Here is a 22540-nt window from a genome sequence, read left to right on the forward strand (position 1 = left end):
GCGAACAGCGGGGTGGCGAACATCAGCAGCATGATCGTGCCATGCATCGTGAACGCCTGGTTGAACTGCTCGTTCGACATGATCTGCAGGCCCGGACGGGCCAGCTCGGCGCGCATCAGCAGCGCCATCACGCCGCCGATCAGGAAGAACCCGAACGCGGTGACCAGATAGAGCGTCCCGATCGTCTTGTGGTCGGTGGTCGTCAGCCACCGCACGGCCCTGATGTCTCTGATCCTCTTCACGTCCCGCCTGTGTCGTCGGGCGCCCCGTCGGTCACACTCGGACGGCGCGAGAAGGATCACGGAAGAGGGGTGTGACGATCCGGCCGGTGCCGGACACGAACCGGACATGAGCAACGACGAGATCTTCGCCGCTGCCTATCGCGAGCACTACTGGGCGGTCAGCCGCTATGTCGCGAGGCGGCTGCGGGGGCGGGCCGACGAGGTGGAGGAAGTGGTGGCGGAGGTGTTCACGGTCGCCTGGCGCCGCCGGACCGACCTGCCCGCGACGCCGCTGCCCTGGCTGTACGGGGTGGCCCGCAACTGCCTGGCGAACGCGGTACGCGGCCAGGGGCGCCGGCGCCGGCTGGTGGACCGGATCGGCAACGACGAGGCCGCGCACGCCCGGCACGTCGCGGCCGGCCCCGACGCGGACGCCCCGGGCGCCTGGGTGCACGAGGCCCTGGACCGGCTGTCCCCGGCGGACCAGGAGGTGCTGCGCCTGGCGGCGTGGGAGGAGCTCGGCGCCGAGGAGATCGCGGTCGCCCTCGGCTGCGGCAGCCGGGCCGCGGCCATGCGGCTGCATCGGGCCAGGAACCGGCTGAGGGCCGAGATCGACCGGCTGCGGCCCCCGGTCGCGGCCGCGACCGCCCCCGCCGGCGCGACCCCCCGCGAGGACGAACGACATGGCTGACGAACTCGAACTCCTGCGCCGCGCCGACCCGGTGCCGCACGACGGCCCCCGCTTCGCGGACGGCCCGCTGGACGAGCGTGCGGAGCAGGACCTCCAGCGGCTGCTGCGCGAACCCCGGCCACGGCGCCGCGCCCGGCCGTTCCGGGCGCTGCCCGTCCGCGCCGGGCGAGCCCGGCTGGTCTGGGGACTCGCCGCCACCGTCGTCGTCCTGGTGATCGCCGTCAACGCCGTGCTCGGCGACCCGGGCGCCCCGCGGGCCGTGGCCGCGCCGCGGCCGCTGACGGTCCACTCCGGCGCCGCGCCGGTACCCCTGCGCGACATGGCCGCCCTGGCCGACGCGGCCGCGGCGGCGGGCTCCCCGACCCTGCGCAGGGGCACGCATGTGCAGACGTGGAGCCTCGGCATGAGCGGCGGCGAGCCGCCCGTCACCCTCCCCGAGGAGCGGGTGGTGCGCTGGCGGGCGGACGCGAGCCGCACCGAACTGGTCGTGGCGACCGACCCGCGCCGGGCCGGCCGCCCCGTCGTCACCGACGAGGGCGACGAGCCGCACCTGGTGGCGGACGGCCAGGTGATCAGCCGGACCACGTACCCGCCGACGTGGAGCGACGCCCCGCCCGAGGCGCCCCCGCCGCACACCGCCGCGCGCCTGCGCGCCTACCTCACCGAGATCGCCCGGCCTCAGGCCGACCGCGGCACGGACGCGCTGACCACCGCCGAACTGCTCGACGCGGTCGCGGAACTGCTCGACCACTGGACCCTCGGCGCCCGCGAGTCGGCGGCCGTCGTGCGGCTGTTCGCGCAGACCGGGGGGCTCAGGCCGGCCGGCGAGGTGACCGACCGCCTCGGCCGCCCCGGACGCGCGTACGTCCACGACACCGAGGGCGTCCGGCGCATGCTGATCCTGGAACCGCGCACCGGGGCCGTCCTCGGCATGGAGGACACCTTCACCGAGGACGTCCCGGAGTACGGCGTGAAGGCCGGTGCGGTCATGGACTACAGCGCCTGGATGCGCTGACCGCGTCCCCGGCCCGCCCCCGCGGCGCGACGGTCGCCGGCGGCCCGCGCGCCCCCGCGGCGCGACGGTCGCCGGCGGCCCGCGCCGCCCGGGTCACCGGAGCCGGATCCGCCGCCGGGTGCGGGCCGGGCGCGGCAGCGCGGGGCGGGGACCGGGGCGCACGGCCCGCAGGAGCGACCGGACGACGGCGGCGGACAGGTGCACACCCGCGGCGGACACCGGCGCCGACCGTCGCGGGCGGGCCCGCCCCAGTGCCGCCCGGGCCGAGAAGGTCCAGGTCAGCCGCGCGCCGACCTGGACCCTCGCGGTCTTCCTCCCTACTCGTCCCATGCCTGGATCAGAATCTGCTCGGCGATCTTGCCATCGCGCAGAGTGATCATCGACTCCGCGAGGACCCGGGTGCCGTCGCCGTACTCGCAGGACTCGCAGTAGGCGGCGTGGTCGCCCTGGACGACGCACCGGTCCAACCGGTGCGTCATGTCGCGGCTGTAGACGTCGTCGAGCATCGCCGCGATCTCGCCCCTGCCGCGCAGGATCTTGGGATGGCTCGGCTGGGTGTTGCGGTCGATGATGCGGATCTGCGCGTCGTCCGCGTAGAGGGACAGCAGGGTGTTCCCCGTCGTCCCCTCTATGCCCCGGCGCAGTGTCTCGGTGTCGAAGCTGGAGCCTGTCGCGGTGCCCATGGTGTGACCTCCTTCAGGCGCCCGCGGCCCGGCGGAGAAGGGCGGCGCGAGCCCCATCTCCGAGGCTCCTCCGCCCCGGCGGGCTCGGCAAGCGCAGCGGGCCCGGTCCGCCTGACGGGTGAGCGCCGTCGCACACCCGTGTCCGGCCGGGGCCCGGCGCCGTTGCTGAGGACATGATCTCAACACGACGTATCGTCGCCGCCGTCGGTCTCGCCGCCGGGTTCGCGGGCCTCGCCGCGCCCATGGCCAGTGCGGCCGACAAGAGCGCCCCGGAGCGGATCAGCCCGCTGTCCGCGGTGGACTCGCTCGCCACCACCGGCATCCCCGACGACCAGCAGGGCCAGCTCCCGAAGGTCTCCGAGCAACTGGGCGGCCTGAACCAGCTCGGCTCGTCCGACGGACTGGGACAGCTGGGCCGGCTCACGGACCTGGTGGCCCCCGCGACCGGTCTGCTCCCCGGCCTCTAGGCCCGGCCCCGCGGTCCGGGGGCGTCCCGCCCGGGCGGCCCCGGACCGGCCCGGCGGACCGCCGGGCCGAAAGATCCACTTTTCCGGTCGTGGTCCGTGCCGCCACCCGAGGTTCGCGCGTAGGGTCGCACCGAACGCACTACGAGGAAGGGGCCGGACCATGGCGCAGGAAGTACGCGGCGTGATCGCACCGGGGAAGGACGAACCCGTACGGATCGAGACGATCGTGGTCCCGGACCCGGGGCCCGGCGAAGCCGTCGTACGCGTCCAGGCCTGCGGCGTCTGCCACACCGATCTGCACTACAAACAGGGTGGCATTTCGGACGACTTCCCCTTCCTGCTCGGCCATGAGGCCGCCGGTGTCGTGGAGTCGGTCGGCGAGGGCGTCACGGACGTGGCCCCCGGCGACTTCGTCATCCTCAACTGGCGTGCCGTGTGCGGGAACTGCCGGGCCTGTCTGCGCGGCCGGCCCTGGTACTGCTTCAACACCCACAACGCCGAGCAGAAGATGACGCTGGCCGGCACCGGGCAGGAACTGTCGCCGGCGCTGGGCATCGGCGCGTTCGCCGAGAAGACCCTGGTCGCCGCCGGACAGTGCACCAAGGTGGACCCGGCCGTCTCGCCGGCCGTCGCCGGACTGCTCGGCTGCGGTGTCATGGCCGGCATCGGCGCCGCGATCAACACCGGCAACGTGGGCCGCGGCGACTCCGTCGCCGTCATCGGCTGCGGCGGCGTCGGCGACGCGGCGATCGCCGGCTCGAACCTCGCCGGCGCGGCGCGGATCATCGCCGTCGACATCGACGACCGCAAGCTGGAGAAGGCCCGAACGCTGGGCGCCACCCACACCGTCAACTCCAAGGAGAGCGACCCGGTCGAGGCGATCCGCGAGCTGACCGGGGGCTTCGGCGCCGACGTCGTGATCGAGGCGGTCGGCCGTCCCGAGACCTACCGGCAGGCCTTCTACGCCCGCGACCTGGCCGGCACCGTCGTCCTCGTCGGCGTGCCCACCCCGGAGATGAAGCTCGAACTGCCGCTGCTGGACGTCTTCGGTCGCGGCGGCTCCCTGAAGTCCTCCTGGTACGGCGACTGCCTGCCCTCCCGCGACTTCCCCATGCTCGTCGACCTGCACCTCCAGGGCCGGCTGCCGCTGGACGCGTTCGTCACCGAGACGATCCAACTCGACGAGGTGGAGCAGGCGTTCGAGCGCATGCACCACGGCGACGTGCTGCGCTCGGTGGTGGTCCTCTGATGACCGTGCGCATCGAACGCCTGGTGACCTCGGGCCAGTTCAGACTCGACGGCGGCACCTGGGACGTCGAGAACAACGTGTGGATCGTCGGCGACGAGCGGGAGGTGATCGTCATCGACGCCGCCCACGACGCCGAGGCGATCGCCCGGGCCGTCGACGACCGGCGCCTGACCGCCATCGTGTGCACCCACGCCCACAACGACCACATCGACGCCGCCCCCGCGCTCGCCGAGCTGACCGGCGCCACCATCTGGCTGCACGCCGACGACATGCCGCTGTGGCGGCTCACCCACCCGGAGCGCGAGCCCGACCGGCACCTCGTCGACGGACAGGTCATCGAGACCGCGGGCGCCGATCTGACCGTCCTGCACACCCCCGGTCACGCGCCCGGCGCCGTCTGCCTGTACGACCCCGGACTCGGGGCCGTCTTCACCGGCGACACCCTCTTCCAGGGAGGTCCCGGCGCCACCGGGCGCTCGTACTCCCACTTCCCGACGATCATCGACTCCATCCGGGACCGGCTCCTCACCCTCCCGCCGGAGACCAAGGTCCTCACCGGACACGGCGAGTCCACGACCATCGGGGCCGAGGCGCCCCACCTGGAGGAGTGGATCAAGCGCGGCCACTGACGCCCCACCGCCGAGAGGTGGTGGAAAGGTGACAGGAGATGTCCGGCTTCCCGGTGAGAGTGGACGGCGACAGCAGTCGTACACGAACAGGAGGCCGGACATGTCAGGTCCGCTGCGGGGCAGGGTCGCACTGGTGGCAGGGGCGACCCGGGGCGCGGGACGGGGCATCGCCACGGAACTCGGCGCGGCCGGCGCGACCGTCTACGTCACCGGACGCAGCACCCGCGCCCGCCGCTCCGAGTACGACCGCCCCGAGACCATCGAGGACACCGCCGACCTGGTCACCGAGGCCGGCGGACACGGTGTCGCCGTGCCGGTCGACCACCTCGACCCGGCCGCGGTGCGGGCCCTGGTGGAACGCGTCGACCGCGAGCAGGGCCGCCTGGACCTGCTGGTGAACGACATCTGGGGCGGCGAGAAGCTCTTCGAGTGGGACACCCCGGTGTGGGAGCACGACCTGGACAACGGGCTCCGGCTGCTCCGCCTCGCCGTCGAGACGCACGCGATCACCAGCCACTTCGCGCTGCCGCTGCTGCTGCGCCGGCCCGGCGGCCTGGTGGTCGAGCTCACCGACGGCACCGCCGACTACAACCGCGAGACCTACCGCGTGAACCTCTTCTACGACCTCGCGAAGGCCTCCGTGCTGCGCATGGCCTTCGCCCTGGGCCACGAGCTGGGCCCGCGCGGCGCGAGCGCGGTGGCGCTCACCCCCGGCTGGATGCGCTCGGAGATCATGCTGGAGGCCTTCGGCGTGCGGGAGGAGAACTGGCGCGACGCCCTCGACCGCGAACCGCACTTCGCCATCTCCGAGACCCCGCGCTACACCGGCCGCGCCGTGGCCGCCCTGGCCGCCGACCCCGGGGTGTCCCGCTTCAACGGGCGGTCCCTGTCCAGCGGCGGGCTCGCCCAGGAGTACGGCTTCACCGACCTGGACGGCAGCCGGCCCGACGCCTGGCGGTACCTCGCCGAGGTGCAGGACCCGGGGCGGCCGGCCGACACCACCGGATACCGCTGATTCCGGGGGGCCGCCCCCGGCAGGGCCCGTGGCCCCTGGAACGCCGCTCCCCGAAGCCCCCCTGTTTCACCGTTTCGTCACAGCCTGGCCGGAACCACAACCCTCCGGCGTCCCGGCAGGTCTAGTAAACGGAAACCGCGGGAATCGCGATGGGAACCACCCGGGGACACCTCCGGGCGCAAGGGGACAAGGGGAAGAGGCCGACATGGGGGACATGCGCAGACGCGGTGTCGTCGCACTGGGCGTCACCGGGCTGGTGGCGCCGCTCACACTCGCCTTCACTGCGGCGCCGGCCCAGGCCGCGAGCTGCACCACACAGGCGGGGCCGTACCAGAAGCAGGTGGAGAAGTTCCTCGGCCGCCCGGTCGACGGCAAGCAGTCCACCACCGACTGCAAGGCCATACAGGCCTTCCAGAACAAGCACGGCATCACGCCCAACATCGGCTACGCCGGTCCCGTCACCTGGGGCGTGATGGATCTCATGAACAAGCAGAAGGCCGTCGGGAACAACCCGAACAAGGCCGGCAAGTGCCCGGTGAACAAGGGCCGCATCGCCTGCGTGAACCTCACGCTCCAGCTCAGCTGGATCCAGGACGGCAGCCGGCTGGTCTACGGGCCGGTGCCGGTGCGCACCGGCCGCAACGGCTACGAGACCCGCACCGGTCTGAAGAAGATCTACTGGCGGGACATCGACCACGTCTCCACCATCTACAACGTGTCGATGCCCTACAGCCAGTTCTTCGACGGCGGCCAGGCCTTCCACTCGGTGGGCCTCAGCATGTGGAACCCGCCCGGTTCGCACGGCTGCGTCAACATGACCACCGCCACCGCCAAGAAGTACTGGTCGCTGCTGAAGAACGGCGACGACGTCTACGTGTACGGCCGCAAGCCGGGCACCTGAGCCACCGGGGCGGGCGGCGCTGTGATCCCGATCACTGTGCCGCCGGCCGCGGGAGCACCGGGCCCGGTGGCCCGGCGCGGCAACTCGCGTGTCCGCCCCGCTCATTGACGTGATGAGTAACACGGTCCGATATGTCCACATCGAGGGTGCTTGCTCACAGCGCCTTCACGTCGAGCGGCATATGCTTCACAACATGTCCACCACTGTTGCAACCGCCTCCGAGCGATCGGCCGCGGAGGTCAACGAGGAGATCAGGGCCCTGTGGCGCCGGTCGGGCGGGACACTGACCACCGAGCAGCGCGCGGAGTACCAGCGCCTCGTGATGGAGTGGGCCCTGGCGGCCCCGCAGTCAGACCAGGCTGCCTGAACCGACCCGGCGGCCTCCCGGCCGTACCGCCAAGGGCACCCGTGAGCGTACGGGTGCCCTTCTCGTCGTACCTCCCGGAGCCGAGCGGCTCCCGTCCACCGCCCTCCGGTCAGCCCCACGTCGCCGAGTAGTGCCGCTGGTACGCCTTGCGGTCCTGCTCGGACCGGATGTACCGGGTCGCGACGAGGGCGATCACGCTGCCCGCGACGACCAGCAGCCCGGGTCCGACGTTCCGGGTGTCCGTGATCCGCGCCAGCAGGGTCCGGCCCTCGGAGCCGCCCGTGACCGGCGCCGAGGAACCCGGTGAGGCGGCACTCGGCGCGGCACCGCCCCCCGCGGCCGGGGCTGACGGCGCGGGGGAGGCCGCCGCGCCCTGGCCGCCGCCGGTGTTCCCCGCAGAGACCAGGAGCTTGACGTTCAGCGCGGTCAGCGCCCTGGTCACCGGCTGGAAGAAGGTCGTACCGCCCGTGGTGCAGTCGCCGCTGCCGCCCGAGGTGACGCCCAGCGCGACGCCCTCGGAGAACATCGGACCGCCGCTGTCGCCGGGCTCGGCGCACACATCGGTCTCGATGAGCCCGGTGACGGTGCCCTCCGGGTAGTTCACGGTCGCGTTCAGGGCGGTCACCTGGCCGTCGTGCAGCCCGCTGGTGCTGCCGCTGCGGAACACCCGCTGGCCCACCGACGGATCGGCCGCCCCGGTGATCCGCACGCCCTTGCCGCCGCCGACCGCGACCACGTCCGCGCCGGGACCGGCCCGGCCGGAGTCGTACTGGACGAGCGAGAAGTCGCTGCCGGGGAAGTCGCTGCTCACCGTGCTGCCCAGGCGCCGGTCGCCTTGGTCGTCGGCGAACCAGGTGGACCCGGAGGGCCCGCAGTGGCCGGCGGTGAGGATGTAGTCGCGCCGCCCGTCGGTGACGTTGAACCCCGCCGAGCAGCGGCCGCCCGTGGACAGGATCGGCTGCGCCCCGTTCAGCCGCGCGGTGAAGGCGCCCGGGGTGCGCTCCATGTGCACGAAGCCCCCGATCCCGGCGGCCACCCGGCTCATCCGGGACCAGTCGCCCGCCGACACCGTGCGGTCGGCCCGCACCACGACCCGGTTGGTGCGGTAGTCCACCGCCCACGCGGTGCCGCTGACCCGGGGCGCCGAACGCAGCGTGCCGGTGGCCGACCTGAGCTCGTCCATGCTGTGCCGCACGACCTTCGCCTCGGCCCCGGCCCCGCGCACCGTCCGCGCCGCGTCCGCGTCGGTCACCGCCACGACCGGGCGGCCGTCGGGGCCGATCCAGTTCCCCGCGGTCCGCGCCGTGCCGAGCCGCGCCACCAGCGCGGCCCCGGGGTCACCGGCCGTGCCCGTGGCGGCGAGCGGACGGACGGACGCCGGGGGAGTCTCGCTCGCCATGGCGGCCTGTGCGACCATCGCGCCTCCCAGCAGGAGTCCGCCGACCGCCGCCAGCCGTGTCACCCGCCTCACGACCCGTCGTCGTGCGTGCCTCATGCATGGCTCCCGAACACCGGACGCGCGATGCCCGTACCGGCACCGCGAGGGCCCCGACCGGCGTCGGGCGCCCGGCGTTCAGTACGCGGCCCGGCCCGGCGGCGTTCACCGGCGGCGGCGATCCACCCGGTCCGGGCCCGCTCAGCCCTTGCGCGCCACCCCGCCGAACATGGCCACCTCCTCCGGCTCCGGGCCGGCGTCGTCGTCCGGGCGCCAGCGCGAGCACGACACCACGCCCGGCTCCAGCAGCTCCAGACCGTCGAAGAACCGGACCACGTCCTCCGGCCTGCGCTGGGTCAGCTTCGGAGTGCCGTGCTCGTTCCAGAACCTGACGGCCTCGTCCACGTCCGGCATCGCCGGGCTGGTGACGGTGTGCGACAGCACCAGGTGGCTGCCGGCCGGCAGCCGGTCTGTCAACTGCCGCACCAGGCCGTACGGGTCCTCCTCGTCGCCGATGAAGATGACCACGCCGAGCAGCATCAGCGCCACCGGCTTGCTGAAGTCCAGCGTCTTGGAGGCGTGTTCGAGGATCGCGTCGACATTGCGCAGATCCTCGTCCAGGTAGTCGGTGCGGCCCTCCGGCGTGCTGGTGAGCAGCGCCCGGGCGTGCGCGAGCACCAGGGGATCGTTGTCGACGTACACGATCCGCGCGTCCGGCGCGATCCGCTGGGCGACCTCGTGCGTGTTGTCGGCGGTGGGCAGCCCGGTGCCGATGTCCAGGAACTGCCGGATGCCCGCCGCGCCGACCAGGTGCCGTACCGCCCGGCCCAGGAACAGCCGGTCGGCGCGCGCGTAGTCGCCGATGCCCGGGTGGAGCCCGCGGATCTGGTCGCCGGCCGCGCGGTCGACCTCGTAGTTGTCCTTGCCGCCGAGCCAGTAGTTCCAGATCCGGGCCGTGTGCGGCTGTCCCGTGTTGATGCGGGCGCGCAGCGACACGGCCACGTCGTTGGTGGCTGCCGGGTTGTCGGTCACGTGGGTCAGCTCCTGGTCGCCTGATGAATGAGGTGCACCGGTCAAGACGCAATCTAGACGCCCGAGTTGGCCCACGCGGCGACACCCGGGTATTCCGCGAGGCCCCGCACCGGGGCGGCCGCCCGCGCTCCCCGCACCACGCGCCCCACCTGTCCGGCCTGCCCCGTTTCCGCACCGACCGCGGCCGCCTATGTTGAGCCCCATGACCAGCATCCCGCACGGCACACCAGGCGAACCCGACCCGCTGCGCGCCCTCGGCCTCGAACGGCTGCGCCGTCGTACGAGCATGAAGTGGCGCACCTACCCGGAGGACGTGCTGCCGCTGTGGGTGGCGGAGATGGACGTTCCGCTCGCCGGGCCCGTGGTGCGCGCCCTCACCGACGCGCTCGCCCTGGGGGACACCGGCTACCCCGTGGGCACCGCCTACGCCGAGGCGCTGGCCCGCTTCGCCGCCGAGCGCTGGAACTGGGACGGCATCGACGTCGGGCGCACCGCGATCGTCCCGGACGTGATGCTCGGCGTGGTCGAGATGCTGAAGCTGGTCACCGGCCCCGGTGATCCGGTCGTCGTCAACTCGCCGGTGTACCCGCCGTTCTACCAGTTCGTCACCCACCTGGACCGCCGCGTGGTCGAGTCCCCGCTGGGCCCCGGCGGGCGCATCGACATCGACCGGCTGGAGCGGACGTTCCGGGCGGCGGCCGCGGGCGGCGGCCGGTCCGCGTTCCTGCTGTGCAGCCCGCACAACCCCACCGGCACGGTGCACACGGCCGCCGAGCTCGCAGCCGTCGCGCAACTCGCCGAGCGGTACGGGGTCCGGGTCGTCGCGGACGAGATCCACGCGCCGCTCGTCGCCCCCGGCGCCACCTTCGTGCCGTACCTGAGCGTGCCCGGCGCCGAGCGCGGCCTGGCGCTGATGTCCGCGTCCAAGGGCTGGAACCTGGCCGGTCTGAAGGCCGCGCTCGCCCTCGCCGGACCCGGCGCCGCCGGGGACCTGGCGAGCATGCCCGAGGAGGTGAGCCACGGCCCCAGCCACCTCGGCGTGATCGCCCACACCGCCGCGCTCGACGAGGGCGGCGCCTGGCTCGACGCCCTGCTCACCGGGCTCGACGGCAACCGGCGGCTGCTCGCCGGACTGCTGGCCGAACACCTCCCGGCGATCCGCTACGACCCGGCCGAGGCGACCTATCTGGCCTGGCTCGACTGCCGTGCCCTCGGCCTCGGCGACGACCCCGCCGCGGTGTTCCTGGAGCGCGGCCGGGTCGCGCTCAGCTCCGGCCTGCCGTTCGGCACCGGCGGCGCGGGGCACGCCCGGCTCAACCTGGCGACCTCGCCGGAGATCCTCACCGAGGGGGTGCGCCGGATGGCCGCCGCCGCGGCCTGAGGCCACCGGCCGGACGCACATGTGCCCGAACGGCCCGCGGGCTCCTAGACTGCCGGGCATGGACGACTCACGGACGGATCGCCTCGCCGCCGGCAAGTACCTGCTGGTCACCAGCTACCGCAAGGACGGCACCCCGGTCGCCACCCCCGTATGGGTGGTCCGGGACGGGGACGGCCTCGGCGTGTGGACGACCGCCGACAGCTGGAAGGTCAAGCGGATCCGCCGGCGCGCCGACGTCCTCGTGGGTCCCTGCGACGTGCGGGGCCGTCCCACCGGCGGGCAGGTCCCGGCCACCGCCGAGATCACCGACGCGGCCACCACCGCCCGCTACCGCGCCCTCATCGCGCGCAAGTACGGCATCGTCGGCCGGCTCACCCTGCTGGGCAGCCGGCTGCGGCGCGGCACGGACGGCACGGTCGGCATCCGGGTGACCTTCGGGTGACCCTCGGGTCCTGAGCGGGCCGCCGTCCCCGGCTGCCGGGGCGGCCGTCCCGCGGACGCGGGGAAGCCGTCGGGGCGTCAGCTCCAGGCGCGGTAGGGCTCGTCGACCAACTGGAAGACCGGCTCGCCGCGCACCGGGTCCTTGGCCGTGGACAGCCGCACCCGGTCCCCGCTGTGTATGCCGATCGGCGGGCCCATGACCCGGCCCCGTACGACGAACCCCTCGCTCATCTCGATCAGCGACACGTTGCGCGCCGCGGGGGTGTTCCGGTGCACCACGGTGGAGTGGCGCACCGTGCCGGTGCCCTCGCTGCGCTCGGTGCGCAGTTCGCTGCCCTGGCACACCGGACACAGCAGCCGGTGGTACATCGCGGTGCCGCACCAGGTGCAGCGCTGGAAGGTGATGGCGTCCTTGGAGTCCGCGGCGACGGGTTCGAGGAGGCCCGTCGCGGAGCCGGCCACCGGAATGGAGGTGCTTGCTGAGTGGTGGTACACGCTGGTCAACTCCCTGCGCTCGGCCGGAATCCCGCATGCCCGGCCTGAGCCGCGCACGTCTGCGCACGGCCGCGGTGCCACCGTGCACGCCCACAGGCTATGGCACTCAGTGTCACTCGTAAAGGCACTCCGTACCCCGAATCTGTAAAGGTCCGGTGTGCCGCGGCGGTGCGCCCGGAGGGTCAGGCGCGTCCGGCCAGCGCCTCGAACTCCTGCACGACACGCCACAGCGGGGCGGCCCGGCGGGCCACCAGCACCACCACGTCGTCGGGCCGTTCGCCGCCCGGCAGCCCGGCGGGGCCGACCCGCACCGGCTGGGCGAACGCGGCCTGCACATGGCCGAGGGCGTGGTCCACCTCGGCGCCCGCGTCGCCCCTGCCGTCCGAACGCAGCCAGGAGCGCAGGGCGTTGTTGTGCGCGGCGACCACGGCGGCCGCGACCACGTCGGCGTGCAGCGTGCCGTCCGGCCGCCCGGCGAAACGGCGCCGCAGGTACTCGGCGAGCGCGCGCTCGTAGCGCCACACCACCGACAGCTCGTAGGCGCGCAGCCCGGGCACCTGCTTGGTGAGCCGGTAGCGCTGCACGGAGAAGGTCGGGTTCTCCGCGTACATCCCGAGCACCAGGCGGGCCGCGTCGCACACCCGCCGCACCGGTTCCGCGTCGGCCGCGCTCGCGGCGAGGAACGCGGTCATGTCGGCCAGGCAGCGCTCGTGGTCGGGGAAGACCACGTCCTCCTTGGACGGGAAGTAGCGGAAGAACGAACGCCGGCCGACCCCGGCGAGCGCCACGATGTCGTCCACGGTGGTCTGTTCGTACCCGCGTTCCAGGAAGAGCTGGAAGGCCGCCGCGACCAGGGCGTCCCGCATCGGCGGCTTCGCGGCCGGCGCCGCGCTGCTGGAACTCATGAACGGGAACGTAGCACCAGAATCCGATCGGTGACACTCAGTGCAGTCGAGAGCCCCGAATGAGGGAACTGAGTGCTGTACAGGACCGGTCAGGACAAGGCGTAACCTTTCCGCAGCCGCCGCCGGCCCCCGTCGCACGTCCCGTTCCGCCAGGAGACCTCATGCCCGCCGCCCGCCCCCGCATCCTCTACGTCACCGATCTGGCGTACCCGGCCCGCGGGCGCCGCTACTGCGACGAGGACATCCTCCTCACCTCCCGGCTGCGCGAGCACTTCGACCTCGCCCTGTGCCACCCGCTGGACGCGGCGGCGCTCATGGACGGCCACGACGCCGTCGTCGTCCGCAACAGCGGGCCCGTCCTCGGCTACCAGAGGGAGTACGAGGCCTTCCGCGAGCGGGCCCTGAACACCGGCGCCCGGGTCTACAACCCGCTCACCGGCAAGGCGGACATGAGGGGCAAGCAGTACCTGCTCGACCTGAGCGCCGCCGGCTTCCCGGTCATCCCGACGGTCGACCGCGTCGCGGACCTGCACCGGCTGCCCGCCGCCGAACGCTACGTCGTCAAGCCCAAGCTCGGCGCGGACTCCCTGGGCCTCAGGACCCTGCCCGCCGGCCGGCTGACCGGACTCGCCGACGGCACGGTCCTCATCCAGCCCTGCGTCGACTTCGCCTACGAGGTGTCCTTCTACTTCGTGGACGACGACTTCCAGTACGCCCTCTACGCCCCCGACCCGGAGCGCCGCTGGGAGCTCGTCCCGTACCAGGCCACCGCCGCCGACCTGGAGTTCGCCCGGCGCTTCATCGACTGGAACGGACTCGGCCACGGCATCCAGCGCGTCGACGCCTGCCGCGCGCCGGACGGCGAGCTGCTGCTGGTCGAACTGGAGGACCTCAACCCCTACCTGTCCCTGGACGCGCTTCCCGAGGAGGCCCGGGACGCCTTCGTCGGCGCGCTGACCTCGTCCCTGGGCCGGTTCGTCCAGCAGGCGCCCGTCCCGGCCTGAACGGGGCCGCCGCCTCCGCCGTATCTCACGCCGGGGGGACGTGCGTACGCACGGGACGGAAGGAGAGCCGAGGTGCCGACACCGCCCGACCCTGAACCGCCGCACGGGGGACCGCCCCTGGAGCCGGTCCGCGTACTGCGCCCGCGCCGCTTCGACGCCCTCGCCGAACTGATGCGGGAGCTGCACCCGGAGCCGGGTCCGGGCGGGCCGGGGCAGGGCGGCCCGCGGCGGAACGCGCCCGGGCCGGCGCCCACCGGGCAGGCGGGGTACGAGTCCTTCGGGACGGCGTCCGGGCCGGGCCGCACCGCGTCCGGGCCACCCCGCGCCGCCGAGGAGGAGACCCAGGAACTGCCGCCCGTCCCGGCCGCCCCGCGGCCCGCAGGCCCCGGCGCCGGACAGCGCCGTGCCGCCGTCGCCCTGGCGGTCGGCGCGGCCGCGCTCGCCGGCTTCGGCTGCGCCCTGCTGCTCCCCGCCCGCCATGGGGCCACCGCGGCCCCGCGGCCCTCCCGCCCCGCCGTGTCGGCCCCGGCCTCCCCGGCACCGGACGCCCCAGGGGACAGGTCCGCGACCGACCCGGACGGCCCCGGCACCCTCCGGCAGGGCGACACCGGCCCCGAGGTCACCGCACTGCAGCAGCGTCTGCTGCGCGTCCCCGACGTCTACCGCGACGGCTCGGCCAGCGGCACCTACGACGCCGTGCTCACCGCGGCCGTGGCCCGGTTCCAGCTCTGGTACGGCATCAGGGGCGACGAGACCGGCGTGTACGGCGACGACACCCGCCGGGCGCTGGAGTCCCGGACGGCCGCCGGCGGCTGAACCGGCCGCGCCGGGCCCGCTCGCGCCCGCCCGTGGTTCGGCCCCGGGCGCCCGGGGCACTCTCACCGCACCTCTGGCCTGCGGCGGGCGTCCGCGACGGGGGAGGGCAGGGCGACGACGCGGACGAGAGCTGGATGGCATGACGGACGTGAAGGGCTTCTTCCGGCGGCTGGACCCGGACCTGTGCGTGGTGACGGCCGCGGCGGGCGGCGAGCGGGCCGGCTGTCTGGTCGGCTTCGCCTCGCAGTGCTCCATGCGGCCGCAGCGGTTCGCGGTGTGGCTGTCCAAGGCCAACCGCACCTACCGGGTCGCCCGCGCCGCCCGCTGCCTCGCCGTGCACCTGCTCACCCGCGACCAGCGGGAGCTCCTGGAGATCTTCGGCGGCGAGACCGGAGACGAGGTCGACAAGTTCGCCCGGGTGCCCTGGCGGGAGGGGCCCGACGGCGCCGTGCTGCTGCGGGACGCGGCGGCCTGGCTCACCGGCACCGTCCTGCACCGCACCGACGGCGGCGACCACGTCGGCTTCGTCCTCGATCCCGTGCACGGGGGCGAGGGCCCCGGCGGGCCTCTGCTCCGGCTGTCCGACGCCAAACGCGTCGAGCCGGGGCACCCGGCGGGCTGAACCGTCGGCACGCCGGGACGGCCGGTGACGACGAAGCCCGCTACTCCTCCCGCGGCATCCGGATGTCCAGCACGCACACGTCGTCCCGCCGCTCGCCCGGCAGCATCGCGGCGAGCAGCGCCTCCAGCGACCCGCCGGCCCCGCGCTCGTGCGCGAGCACCGCCTCGGCCATCCGGGCGAGGCCCGCGTCGATCCCCTCGCCGGGGCGCTCCACCAGGCCGTCGGTGTACAGCAGCAGGCGGTCCCCGGGCTCCAGGCGGATCCGGGCCGACTCGTAGACGGGGGACGTGCTCGCACCGAGCAGCATGCCGCGGGGGCGGTCGAGGTAGCGGATCTCGCCGTCCCGCACGAGCAGCGGAGGCGGATGGCCGGCCTGGGTCCAGGACAGCACCCTGCTCGCCCGGTCGTACCGGGCGAGCACCATGGTGGCCGTGTTCCGGGTGTCCCGGGACTGCAGCAGGAGCTGGTTCAGCCGCGCGAGCGCCCCGGTCAGCGAGGAGCCCGTGCTGACCATGCCCTTGGCGGTGAACCGGAGCTGGGCCATCGTCGCCACCGCGCCGACGCCGTGACCGGCCACGTCGCCGACCACGAACAGCGCGGCGTCCTCGGGCAGTTCTATGGCGCTGAACCAGTCACCGCCGACGTGGACGCCGGACTGGGCGGGCAGGTAGGCGACCTCTATGCGCAGTCCGGCCAGCCGGACCGGCTTGCTGGGCAGCGGCAGCAGCGCGTGCTGCAGCCGGGTGGCCAGCGCCCGTTCGGCCTGCAGGACCCCGCGCTGCAGCAGCATCGCGCGTTCGCTCTCGGCGAGTGCGAGTTCGGCGCTGCGCTGCGCGGTGAGGTCCTGGACGAAGCCGTGCACCTCGGCGAGGGTGCCGTCCGGTTCCGTCACGGCCTCCGCGACCATCCGCAGGTGCCGCACGCCGAGCGGGCCCTGGATGCGGAACGGCACGTCGAACGGCTCGGCCCGTCCGGTGAGTCCGGTGATCGCCTGCCGCAGGACGGTCGCGTCCTCGGGCAGCGCGAGGCCGGGCAGCCCCTCCAGCGCGACCGGTCCGCGCACCCGGTCCCGGCCGAGCACGGCGAAGGTCTGCGCGGACCAGGCGGTCTCCCCGGTCACCAGGTTCCAGCTCGCCCAGCCGAGGTTGCCGAGCCGCTGGACGTCCGACAGCCGCTGCTCCTGGAGCTCCGCGGGGTCGTGCCGCAGCCAGGACACCAGGAGCCCGTCGCCGAGCGGCGCCGCCCGTACCGAGTAGGTGCCGGTCACGGGCATCGCGTCGGTGATGTCCTGGTAGGCGAACGGCTCGCTCTCGAACGCGGCCCCGGTGGCGAGGGCGTCCAGGTAGCCGCGCCACAGCGGCTCGCCGGCGACGGACGGGTAGCTCTCCAGGATGTGCCTGCCGACCAGGTCCCGGCCCGTCCGGCCGAACACGTCGACAGCGCCGGGGGTGGCCGCGTCGATCCGGTAGTCCTCCACCTCGCCGGACGCGGCGCGCAGCGGGGTCAGCAGGATCACCGCCCCGGGCAGGGCGTCCAGCACCGTCTGCACGGTCCGGGCGGCGTCGTCGGGGCGTCCCGGCGGGGCGTCGAAGACCCGCAGCCGGCCCGCGCACAGCCGGGCCACGGCCCGGAGCAGTTCGCGCTCACCCGCCTCGAAGGGGCCGTCGTGCCGGCGCAGCACGCCGAGGGCGACGCCGGCCGTCTCCCCGCCCGGCACCGGCAGCCAGGCCCGCGACGGCCAGCGCTCCGGCGGGTCGCCGATCAGCAGGTACCGCTTGCGGTCCGCGACCGGATCCTCTAGCCAGCACGGCTCGCCGGACCGCAGGGCGTCGAGCGGGGCGAGTCCGGACACGGGCGGTACGTGGTGCCACTGCGTGGCGAGGGTCGGCTCGATGCCCGCGTGACCGAGCAGTTCGAGTCCGTCCTCGGGCAGTCGCGCGTAGAGCAGCACCGCGTCGGCGCCCGCCTCCTGCGCCAGGTGCTCCAGCAGGCACGCGGCCAGCTCCTGCGGCGAGCCGACCTGGACCAGGGCCCGGCCGACGCGGGCCAGCACGTCGGCGAAGTCGCCGGTGCCGGCGGCCGGGGGGTCCCAGCGGCCGGCGGCCGGGGGCCGGCCCGCGCCCGCGGCGGCCCGCTCGGCCGGCAGCAGGGCGCCCAGGGTGATCCAGCACTCCTCGAGCAGCGTGCGGCCGCCGGCCTTGGCGCCGTGCAGCAGCTTGTCGTGGGCGGCGTCGGGGGAGCAGCCGGTCGACGCCATCAGGGCGCCTGTGGCCCGCTCCAGCAGGGCCGACGTCGCGGCCTGGTCCCGCAGCCGCTCCAGTTCGGCGCGCTGCCGGGCCACGACTCTGGCCAGCGCCGCCACATCGGCGCGCGGGCCGGGGTCCACGGGGGGCACGGGCTCGCTCGTCACGCGTTGAGCATCGCACATCCGGGCCCGTTCGATCACTCGTCTGCCGTACCCGTTTTCCCGCTCGCCGGGGTGGACGTACCAGCCCGAACCGGGCGGTCCGGCGGAGCCGGGACGGTGCGCCGGGCGGCACCCGGTCAGCGGCCGGTGCCGCGTCCGGCCAGTGCCTCGCTGACCGCGCGGACACTGCGCGCGATGTGCTGGAGCTGCAGGACCTCGGCGGCGTACAGCTTGATCGTGTGCTCGATGACCGATTCCGGCAGACCGAGGACGGGCAGTTCGGCCCGGGCCGTCTGCAGCGCGGTCCGCGCCACCCGGATCTCCTGCTGCACCTGGATCTGCGCGTGCCGGGCGAGCAGGACGGGATGCCGGATCATCGCCGGGTAGCTGCCGTAGCGCGCCGGGATCAGCTCGCGCAGCCACCTGGCCGCCGAGCGTTCCCAGTCGTAGGTGCCCGGCGTCTTGACCTGACAGGGCCAGTCGGGGCTGATGCGCGTGGTGGTCAGGGGCATGGGTCTTCGCTTCCGGAGTGCGGCGTCTTGAGGGTGGTCCGCCGGTTGGGGCGGCCCCGGCCTAGGGGATGACCGGGGCCGCCACGCGGCGCGCCGCCTGGGCGGTGCGCCACCGGACATCCCGGGCGCCGACGTGGGTAGGGAACGGCGGCTTGGGATGCCCGAGCGGGAGCCCCGGACGACGGGAACCGGCGCGGCGGGCGGACTTGCATGCGCATGCGGTACGTCGTCCTTCTCGGGGCGGTGCCGCGGGCGGTGGGCCCGCGGGGGCGAGACCGTCCCGGAGTGCGCCGGGTGCGATCCGTGAGCAGTATTTATATATGCCGTCGGCTTGGCAAGACGTATGAAAACATTCATGCGCGGTATGCGGTGAATGATCCCCTGCGGCGAAGGATTTCCTGGCCGCCGGGCTGCGGCGGGAAGAACCGGCGCGAAGTGTGCCGCGTGGCCGCAGGTTTCAGTCCTTAAGGAAGAAGTGGTGCTGATCGGCGCCCTGTTCGTACTTCTCCAGCCGGGCCTGGGTGCGCTCGGGGTCGGCGTCGGTCATGGCCTGCAGGATCGCCGAGGCCAGCACGCCGGGCGCCGCGTAGGAGTCGAACACCAGGCGGGAGCCGGTGCCGGTCGCGAAGACGATGTCGGCCTCCTCGGCCAGCGGGCCCAGCGCCAGGTCGGTGATCAGCGCGACCTTCAGCCCCGCCTCCCGGGCCACCCGGAGCGCGGTGAGGGTCTCCTGCGCGTGCCGCGGCATGGAGAAGGCCAGCACCCAGGCCCCGCCCGCCTCGCGGGCCTGCAGCAGGGTGTCGTAGGCCACGCTGCCGCCGCGCGTCACCAGCCGCACGTCCGGATGGATGCGGCGGGCCGCGTAGCCGAAGTACTCGGCCAGCGACACCGAGATGCGCAGGCCGAGGACGGTCAGCGGGGTGGACCGGGACAGCTCCCGGCCGACGCGGATCACCCGGTCGGGGTCGGCGACGTCGCGGCGCAGGTTCTCCAGGTTCTGGATCTCGGCGTCCACGGCGGCCTGCAACTCGTTGGCCCGGTTCTCCTCGCCGGGTCCGCCGGCCAGGCTGCTCAGCGCGATCGACTGGAGCTTCTCCCGCAGCGCCGGGTAGCCGCTGAACCCGACGGCCGCGGCGAAGCGGGTGACCGAGGGCTGGCTGACGCCGACCCGGTCCGCCAGCTCGGTGATCGACAGGAACGCGGCCTCGGTGATGTGCTCGATCAGGTACTGGGCGACCCGGCGCTGCCCGGGCGAGAGCTGCGGGCCGTCGAAGAGTTCCCTGAGCTGGGAGGTCGGTGCCGCCTCGGCCTCCGGCACGGCCTTGCCCGAGGTGATCGCTGATGCCTGGGCGCGTGCCTGCTGCGGCGAGGGCACCGGTCCGCCTCCATTGTCTCCCACGACCACTCAACATAGCTCACCGGCCGTCATGAGCAGGGGGTTTACGGGGCGGCCGACTCACCGCCGGTACAGGGTGACCGAGTGCCCTACCTCGCCGACCGGGTGGCTCGAGGCGATCAGTTCCGCCAGCCCGCCGCGCGCCTTGGCGGCCGCCGAGTCGGACACGGCCAGCAGCCCGTGCACCCGCTCCGGCGCCACCCCGCGCGGATCACGGGCGTCGATCCCGTAGTACGACGGCACCCCGCTGCCCTTGTAGACCAGCCACACCCGCTCGCCCGGGTACCGCTCCCGCAGCCGGTCGGCGAGCCGGCCCAGGTCCTGGCCCCAGTCCACGTTGGAGTCGTGCAGCAGCCGGTGCGTGTGCGCCGGGCCGCCGAACGCCTCGTTGGCGTACGGCAGGTAGTACGGGAAGGTCCGCAGCGAACTCACCGCCACCAGCAGCACCAGCAGCCCCACCGGCACCCGCGTGCGGTGCCGGCGCACCGTGAGCACGCACGCCCCCGCCACCGCGAGGAACACCGGCACGAACACCGCGTACCGGGTGCCGAGGTCGCGTGCGCCCGTCATCGCCGCCGCCAGCAGGACCCCGGGCGGCAGCAGCAGGTACGGCGCCACGGGCCGCAGCCGCCGCAACCCCACGGCCAGGACGGCGCCGGCCGCGCCCAGCGCCAGCAGCCCGAGCGGCGTCTTCACCAGCAGCGCGGCCGGCAGGTAGTACCAGCGCGCCCCCGTGTACAGGTGCCCGAACAGGAAGCCCTGCCAGTGCTGGTTCTCGAACCCGAACTGCACCCGCATCCCCGCCCGGTACGCGGGCGGCAGCGGCAGCAGCTCCGTGACCCGCCCGCGCAGCCCGTGCACGGCAGGCACCGGCGCGGCGGGGTCGAACCGCAGCCGCGGATCGACCGCCAGGTACGCCGCCCAGACCACGGCGACCGCCGCCCCCGCGACGACCGCCGCGGCCGCCGCCGCCCGCGGCAGCCGCCCGCGACGGTCCGCGCCCCACACCGACAGCACCGCCAGCAGCATCACCACCGGGACGGCCGGCAGCGCGCTCATCTTGGTCGCCACCGCCGCCCCCAGTGCCACGCCGGACAACGGCAGACACAGCCGGGGCCGCAGGCGCGCCCGCCACACCAGCCACGCCGACGTCAGCACGAACCCCGCCGCCGGCACGTCCAGCGTGGCCAGCGAGCCGTGCGCGATCACATCGGGGGAGAAGGCGTACAGCGCCAGGCCCGCCAAGCCGCCCCCGTCGCCCGCCAGGTCCCGCGCGAACGCGAACACCACCAGGCCGAACAGCAGGGTCAGGACGATCACCGGCAGCCGCGCCCACCGCATCAGCCGCCAGGGGTCGTTGCCCGACTCGTACAGCAGGTGCCGGCCCACCTCGCCCTGGGTGCCGGAGTACGCCGCGTCGTAGCGCGGGTCCGCCACCGCCACCCCGGCCGCGATCAGCAGCTTGCCGAGCGGCGGATGCTCGGGGTTGTAGCGCACCCGGTGCTCGTGCAGGTAGTCGGTGGCCGTGGCCACGTACACGGGCTCGTCGACGGTGGGCGTCTGCTGGACGGCCGTGGTGACCATCGCGGCCGCCATCTGCGCCAGCAGCAGCGCCGCGAGCAGCGGCACCAGCCATCGCCGGTGCCGCGAGAGCCCGGCCAGCCCGCCAGGCCGCGCCGGGGCCGGCCCGGGACCGCCGTCGCCGGGGACCTCCAGGGCCGGGCCCGCACCGCCCGTGCGGGCGCCCTGCTGCTCGCACGCCGTCATCCGCACCGCTCCCGCCACCGGGACGCCACCGCTGCCCGAGCCGCACCGGCCGACCCTCCGCCCCGCACACCGGTACGGCCCGCAGCCTGCTGGGGTTCAACCGCCCCGGCCGCGAATGTCCAACCGCCACGGCGCCAGTGTCCAACCGCCACGGCTGCCGGGGTCGAAGCGTTCACGCAGGCCGGAGCCGAATCGCCACCCCGTCGGAGCCGTACCGCCACGCCCGGCGAGTCCAACCGCCACGGCCACTGGAGTCGAACCGCCACGGCCGCCGGGATTCCACCGCCACGCCCGTCGAAGTGGGTCCGCCACTGCCAACGGAGCCCCACCGCCACGCCCGCCCGCGGCACCGGGCTAAGGCGTGGGCACCGCGTCGGCCGGTACCAGCAGGTCCGCCCGGTCCCGCGTCGTCGCGATCAGGTCGGCGTTGCGCTGGTCCGTGCCCAGCACCCAGGCGACCGCCGCCGCGCGCTCCTTGCCGAACTGCACGTGCCGGTCGACCAGCCGCCGGATCCGCTCCTCCTCGTCGGCCTCGCAGAACCACACCTCGTCCAGGCACGGCCGCACCCGCGCCCACGAACCCTCGTCCAGCAGAAGGTAGTTGCCCTCCGTCACCACCAGCCGCGCGCTCGGCGGCACCGGGATCGAGCCCGCGACCGGCTGCTCCAGCACCCGCTCGAACCCGGGCGCGTACACCACCTCGCCGGTCTCCTCGCGCAGCCGCCGCAGCAGGGCCGCGTACCCGGCCGCGTCGAACGTGTCCGGCGCGCCCTTGCGGTCCCGGCGGCCCAGCCGGTCCAGTTCCGCGTCGGCCAGATGGAAGCCGTCCATCGGGACGTGCGCCACCCAGGGCGGCCCGCCCGCGTTCAGGGCCCGCACCAGGTGCTCGGCCAGCGTCGTCTTGCCGGCGCCCGGGCCGCCCGTGACACCGAGGACGGCGCGCCGCCCCTCACGGGTGAGGGTGCGCGCGCGGACGAGGAGGTCGTCGAAGGTCAGCGGCACACCACAGAGTGTGTCACCCGCAGCCCGGCCGGTGAGACCCCGGTGAGAAGGTGCGAAAGTATCGGCCGTGTGGTGCGCGACACCCAC

25 protein-coding genes are annotated in these 22540 nt (G+C 74.3%); 13 read left to right on the forward strand and 12 right to left on the reverse strand.

The window, feature by feature from the left end:
- Window positions 1-242, reverse strand: a 242-nt coding sequence (locus tag ACZ7JA_RS30580) for a cbb3-type cytochrome c oxidase subunit I (protein WP_470811584.1), incomplete at its 3' end; no start/stop codon positions are given.
- 106 nt (window positions 243-348) lie between these two features.
- Here ACZ7JA_RS30580 and ACZ7JA_RS30585 point away from each other — a divergent pair.
- Together ACZ7JA_RS30585 and ACZ7JA_RS30590 are read left to right on the forward strand one after the other, a co-directional pair.
- The gene (locus ACZ7JA_RS30585; RefSeq protein WP_351673232.1) at window positions 349-912 is read left to right on the forward strand and encodes an RNA polymerase sigma factor; all 564 of its coding nucleotides are present in this window, start codon (window positions 349-351) and stop codon (window positions 910-912) included.
- Entirely contained in the window at window positions 905-1927 is a 1023-nt protein-coding gene (locus ACZ7JA_RS30590; RefSeq protein ID WP_470811586.1) for a CU044_5270 family protein, read from the forward strand. Before ACZ7JA_RS30585 ends, ACZ7JA_RS30590 begins: the two co-directional genes overlap by 8 nt.
- Window positions 1928-2020: 93 nt before the next feature.
- Here ACZ7JA_RS30590 and ACZ7JA_RS30595 read toward each other — a convergent pair whose 3' ends face one another.
- Entirely contained in the window at window positions 2021-2257 is a 237-nt protein-coding gene (locus tag ACZ7JA_RS30595) for a hypothetical protein (protein WP_351673228.1), read from the reverse strand.
- The gene (locus ACZ7JA_RS30600; protein ID WP_389298011.1) at window positions 2245-2610 is read right to left on the reverse strand and encodes a nuclear transport factor 2 family protein; all 366 of its coding nucleotides are present in this window, start codon (window positions 2608-2610) and stop codon (window positions 2245-2247) included. The genes ACZ7JA_RS30595 and ACZ7JA_RS30600 overlap by 13 nt, the downstream gene beginning before the upstream one ends.
- 173 nt (window positions 2611-2783) lie before the next feature.
- On the opposite strand from ACZ7JA_RS30600, the gene ACZ7JA_RS30605 reads away from it, so the two are divergent.
- The 6 genes from ACZ7JA_RS30605 (at window position 2784) to ACZ7JA_RS30630 (ending at window position 7238) form a co-directional block, all read left to right on the forward strand.
- On the forward strand, window positions 2784-3077 hold the full coding sequence (locus ACZ7JA_RS30605; RefSeq protein ID WP_351673224.1) for a hypothetical protein: 294 nt from the start codon (window positions 2784-2786) through the stop codon (window positions 3075-3077).
- A gap of 160 nt (window positions 3078-3237) precedes the next feature.
- Complete coding sequence (locus tag ACZ7JA_RS30610; RefSeq protein ID WP_351673222.1) at window positions 3238-4326, forward strand: S-(hydroxymethyl)mycothiol dehydrogenase; 1089 nt, start codon at window positions 3238-3240, stop codon at window positions 4324-4326.
- Complete coding sequence (locus tag ACZ7JA_RS30615) at window positions 4326-4955, forward strand: MBL fold metallo-hydrolase (protein WP_470811588.1); 630 nt, start codon at window positions 4326-4328, stop codon at window positions 4953-4955. Before ACZ7JA_RS30610 ends, ACZ7JA_RS30615 begins: the two co-directional genes overlap by 1 nt.
- 100 nt (window positions 4956-5055) lie before the next feature.
- On the forward strand, window positions 5056-5970 hold the full coding sequence (locus tag ACZ7JA_RS30620) for an SDR family oxidoreductase (RefSeq protein ID WP_351673218.1): 915 nt from the start codon (window positions 5056-5058) through the stop codon (window positions 5968-5970).
- 205 nt (window positions 5971-6175) lie between these two features.
- On the forward strand, window positions 6176-6871 hold the full coding sequence (locus tag ACZ7JA_RS30625) for a L,D-transpeptidase family protein (protein WP_351673216.1): 696 nt from the start codon (window positions 6176-6178) through the stop codon (window positions 6869-6871).
- A 181-nt stretch (window positions 6872-7052) separates the two neighbouring features.
- Window positions 7053-7238 carry a hypothetical protein gene (locus ACZ7JA_RS30630; protein WP_351673214.1) on the forward strand — a complete coding sequence of 62 codons (186 nt, stop codon included), beginning with the start codon at window positions 7053-7055 and terminating at the stop codon, window positions 7236-7238.
- Window positions 7239-7347: 109 nt separating this feature from the next.
- Here ACZ7JA_RS30630 and ACZ7JA_RS30635 read toward each other — a convergent pair whose 3' ends face one another.
- Both ACZ7JA_RS30635 and ACZ7JA_RS30640 read right to left on the reverse strand, forming a co-directional pair.
- Window positions 7348-8733: a S1 family peptidase gene (locus tag ACZ7JA_RS30635; protein ID WP_351673213.1), complete on the reverse strand. Its 1386-nt coding sequence runs from the start codon at window positions 8731-8733 to the stop codon at window positions 7348-7350.
- Window positions 8734-8874: 141 nt separating this feature from the next.
- Window positions 8875-9705, reverse strand: a complete 831-nt coding sequence (locus tag ACZ7JA_RS30640) for an SAM-dependent methyltransferase (RefSeq protein ID WP_351673211.1) — start codon at window positions 9703-9705, stop codon at window positions 8875-8877.
- 202 nt (window positions 9706-9907) lie between these two features.
- Between ACZ7JA_RS30640 and ACZ7JA_RS30645 the strand changes: the two genes are divergently transcribed.
- Window positions 9908-11086, forward strand: a complete 1179-nt coding sequence (locus ACZ7JA_RS30645) for a MalY/PatB family protein (RefSeq protein ID WP_470811591.1) — start codon at window positions 9908-9910, stop codon at window positions 11084-11086.
- 58 nt (window positions 11087-11144) lie between these two features.
- Window positions 11145-11528, forward strand: a complete 384-nt coding sequence (locus ACZ7JA_RS30650) for a PPOX class F420-dependent oxidoreductase (protein ID WP_351673207.1) — start codon at window positions 11145-11147, stop codon at window positions 11526-11528.
- 77 nt (window positions 11529-11605) lie between these two features.
- Here ACZ7JA_RS30650 and ACZ7JA_RS30655 read toward each other — a convergent pair whose 3' ends face one another.
- Window positions 11606-12022 (reverse strand): Zn-ribbon domain-containing OB-fold protein, encoded by a 417-nt coding sequence (locus ACZ7JA_RS30655; protein WP_351673205.1) that lies wholly within the window; start codon window positions 12020-12022, stop codon window positions 11606-11608.
- A gap of 182 nt (window positions 12023-12204) precedes the next feature.
- On the reverse strand, window positions 12205-12927 hold the full coding sequence (locus tag ACZ7JA_RS30660) for a TetR family transcriptional regulator (RefSeq protein ID WP_351673203.1): 723 nt from the start codon (window positions 12925-12927) through the stop codon (window positions 12205-12207).
- Between the two features lie 161 nt (window positions 12928-13088).
- Here ACZ7JA_RS30660 and ACZ7JA_RS30665 point away from each other — a divergent pair, with 161 nt between their 5' ends.
- The 3 genes from ACZ7JA_RS30665 (at window position 13089) to ACZ7JA_RS30675 (ending at window position 15369) form a co-directional block, all read left to right on the forward strand.
- A complete protein-coding gene (locus ACZ7JA_RS30665; protein ID WP_389298024.1) occupies window positions 13089-13931 on the forward strand; it encodes an ATP-grasp domain-containing protein in 843 nt (280 codons plus the stop codon).
- Window positions 13932-14003: 72 nt separating this feature from the next.
- On the forward strand, window positions 14004-14747 hold the full coding sequence (locus ACZ7JA_RS30670; RefSeq protein ID WP_470811594.1) for a peptidoglycan-binding protein: 744 nt from the start codon (window positions 14004-14006) through the stop codon (window positions 14745-14747).
- Between the two features lie 139 nt (window positions 14748-14886).
- The gene (locus tag ACZ7JA_RS30675; RefSeq protein WP_389298027.1) at window positions 14887-15369 is read left to right on the forward strand and encodes a flavin reductase family protein; all 483 of its coding nucleotides are present in this window, start codon (window positions 14887-14889) and stop codon (window positions 15367-15369) included.
- A gap of 40 nt (window positions 15370-15409) precedes the next feature.
- Here ACZ7JA_RS30675 and ACZ7JA_RS30680 read toward each other — a convergent pair whose 3' ends face one another.
- The 5 genes from ACZ7JA_RS30680 to ACZ7JA_RS30700 form a co-directional block, all read right to left on the reverse strand.
- Window positions 15410-17797 (reverse strand): SpoIIE family protein phosphatase, encoded by a 2388-nt coding sequence (locus ACZ7JA_RS30680; RefSeq protein ID WP_389450680.1) that lies wholly within the window; start codon window positions 17795-17797, stop codon window positions 15410-15412.
- A 116-nt stretch (window positions 17798-17913) separates the two neighbouring features.
- Window positions 17914-18288 (reverse strand): hypothetical protein, encoded by a 375-nt coding sequence (locus tag ACZ7JA_RS30685; protein ID WP_351673195.1) that lies wholly within the window; start codon window positions 18286-18288, stop codon window positions 17914-17916.
- A gap of 457 nt (window positions 18289-18745) precedes the next feature.
- Complete coding sequence (locus tag ACZ7JA_RS30690) at window positions 18746-19663, reverse strand: MurR/RpiR family transcriptional regulator (RefSeq protein ID WP_351673238.1); 918 nt, start codon at window positions 19661-19663, stop codon at window positions 18746-18748.
- A gap of 81 nt (window positions 19664-19744) precedes the next feature.
- Window positions 19745-21451: an ArnT family glycosyltransferase gene (locus ACZ7JA_RS30695; RefSeq protein WP_470811596.1), complete on the reverse strand. Its 1707-nt coding sequence runs from the start codon at window positions 21449-21451 to the stop codon at window positions 19745-19747.
- Between the two features lie 354 nt (window positions 21452-21805).
- A complete protein-coding gene (locus ACZ7JA_RS30700; RefSeq protein WP_470811598.1) occupies window positions 21806-22453 on the reverse strand; it encodes a nucleoside/nucleotide kinase family protein in 648 nt (215 codons plus the stop codon).
- Window positions 22454-22540: the final 87 nt, after the last annotated feature.

It is taken from the genome of Streptomyces sp. NPDC038135, assembly GCF_055601245.1.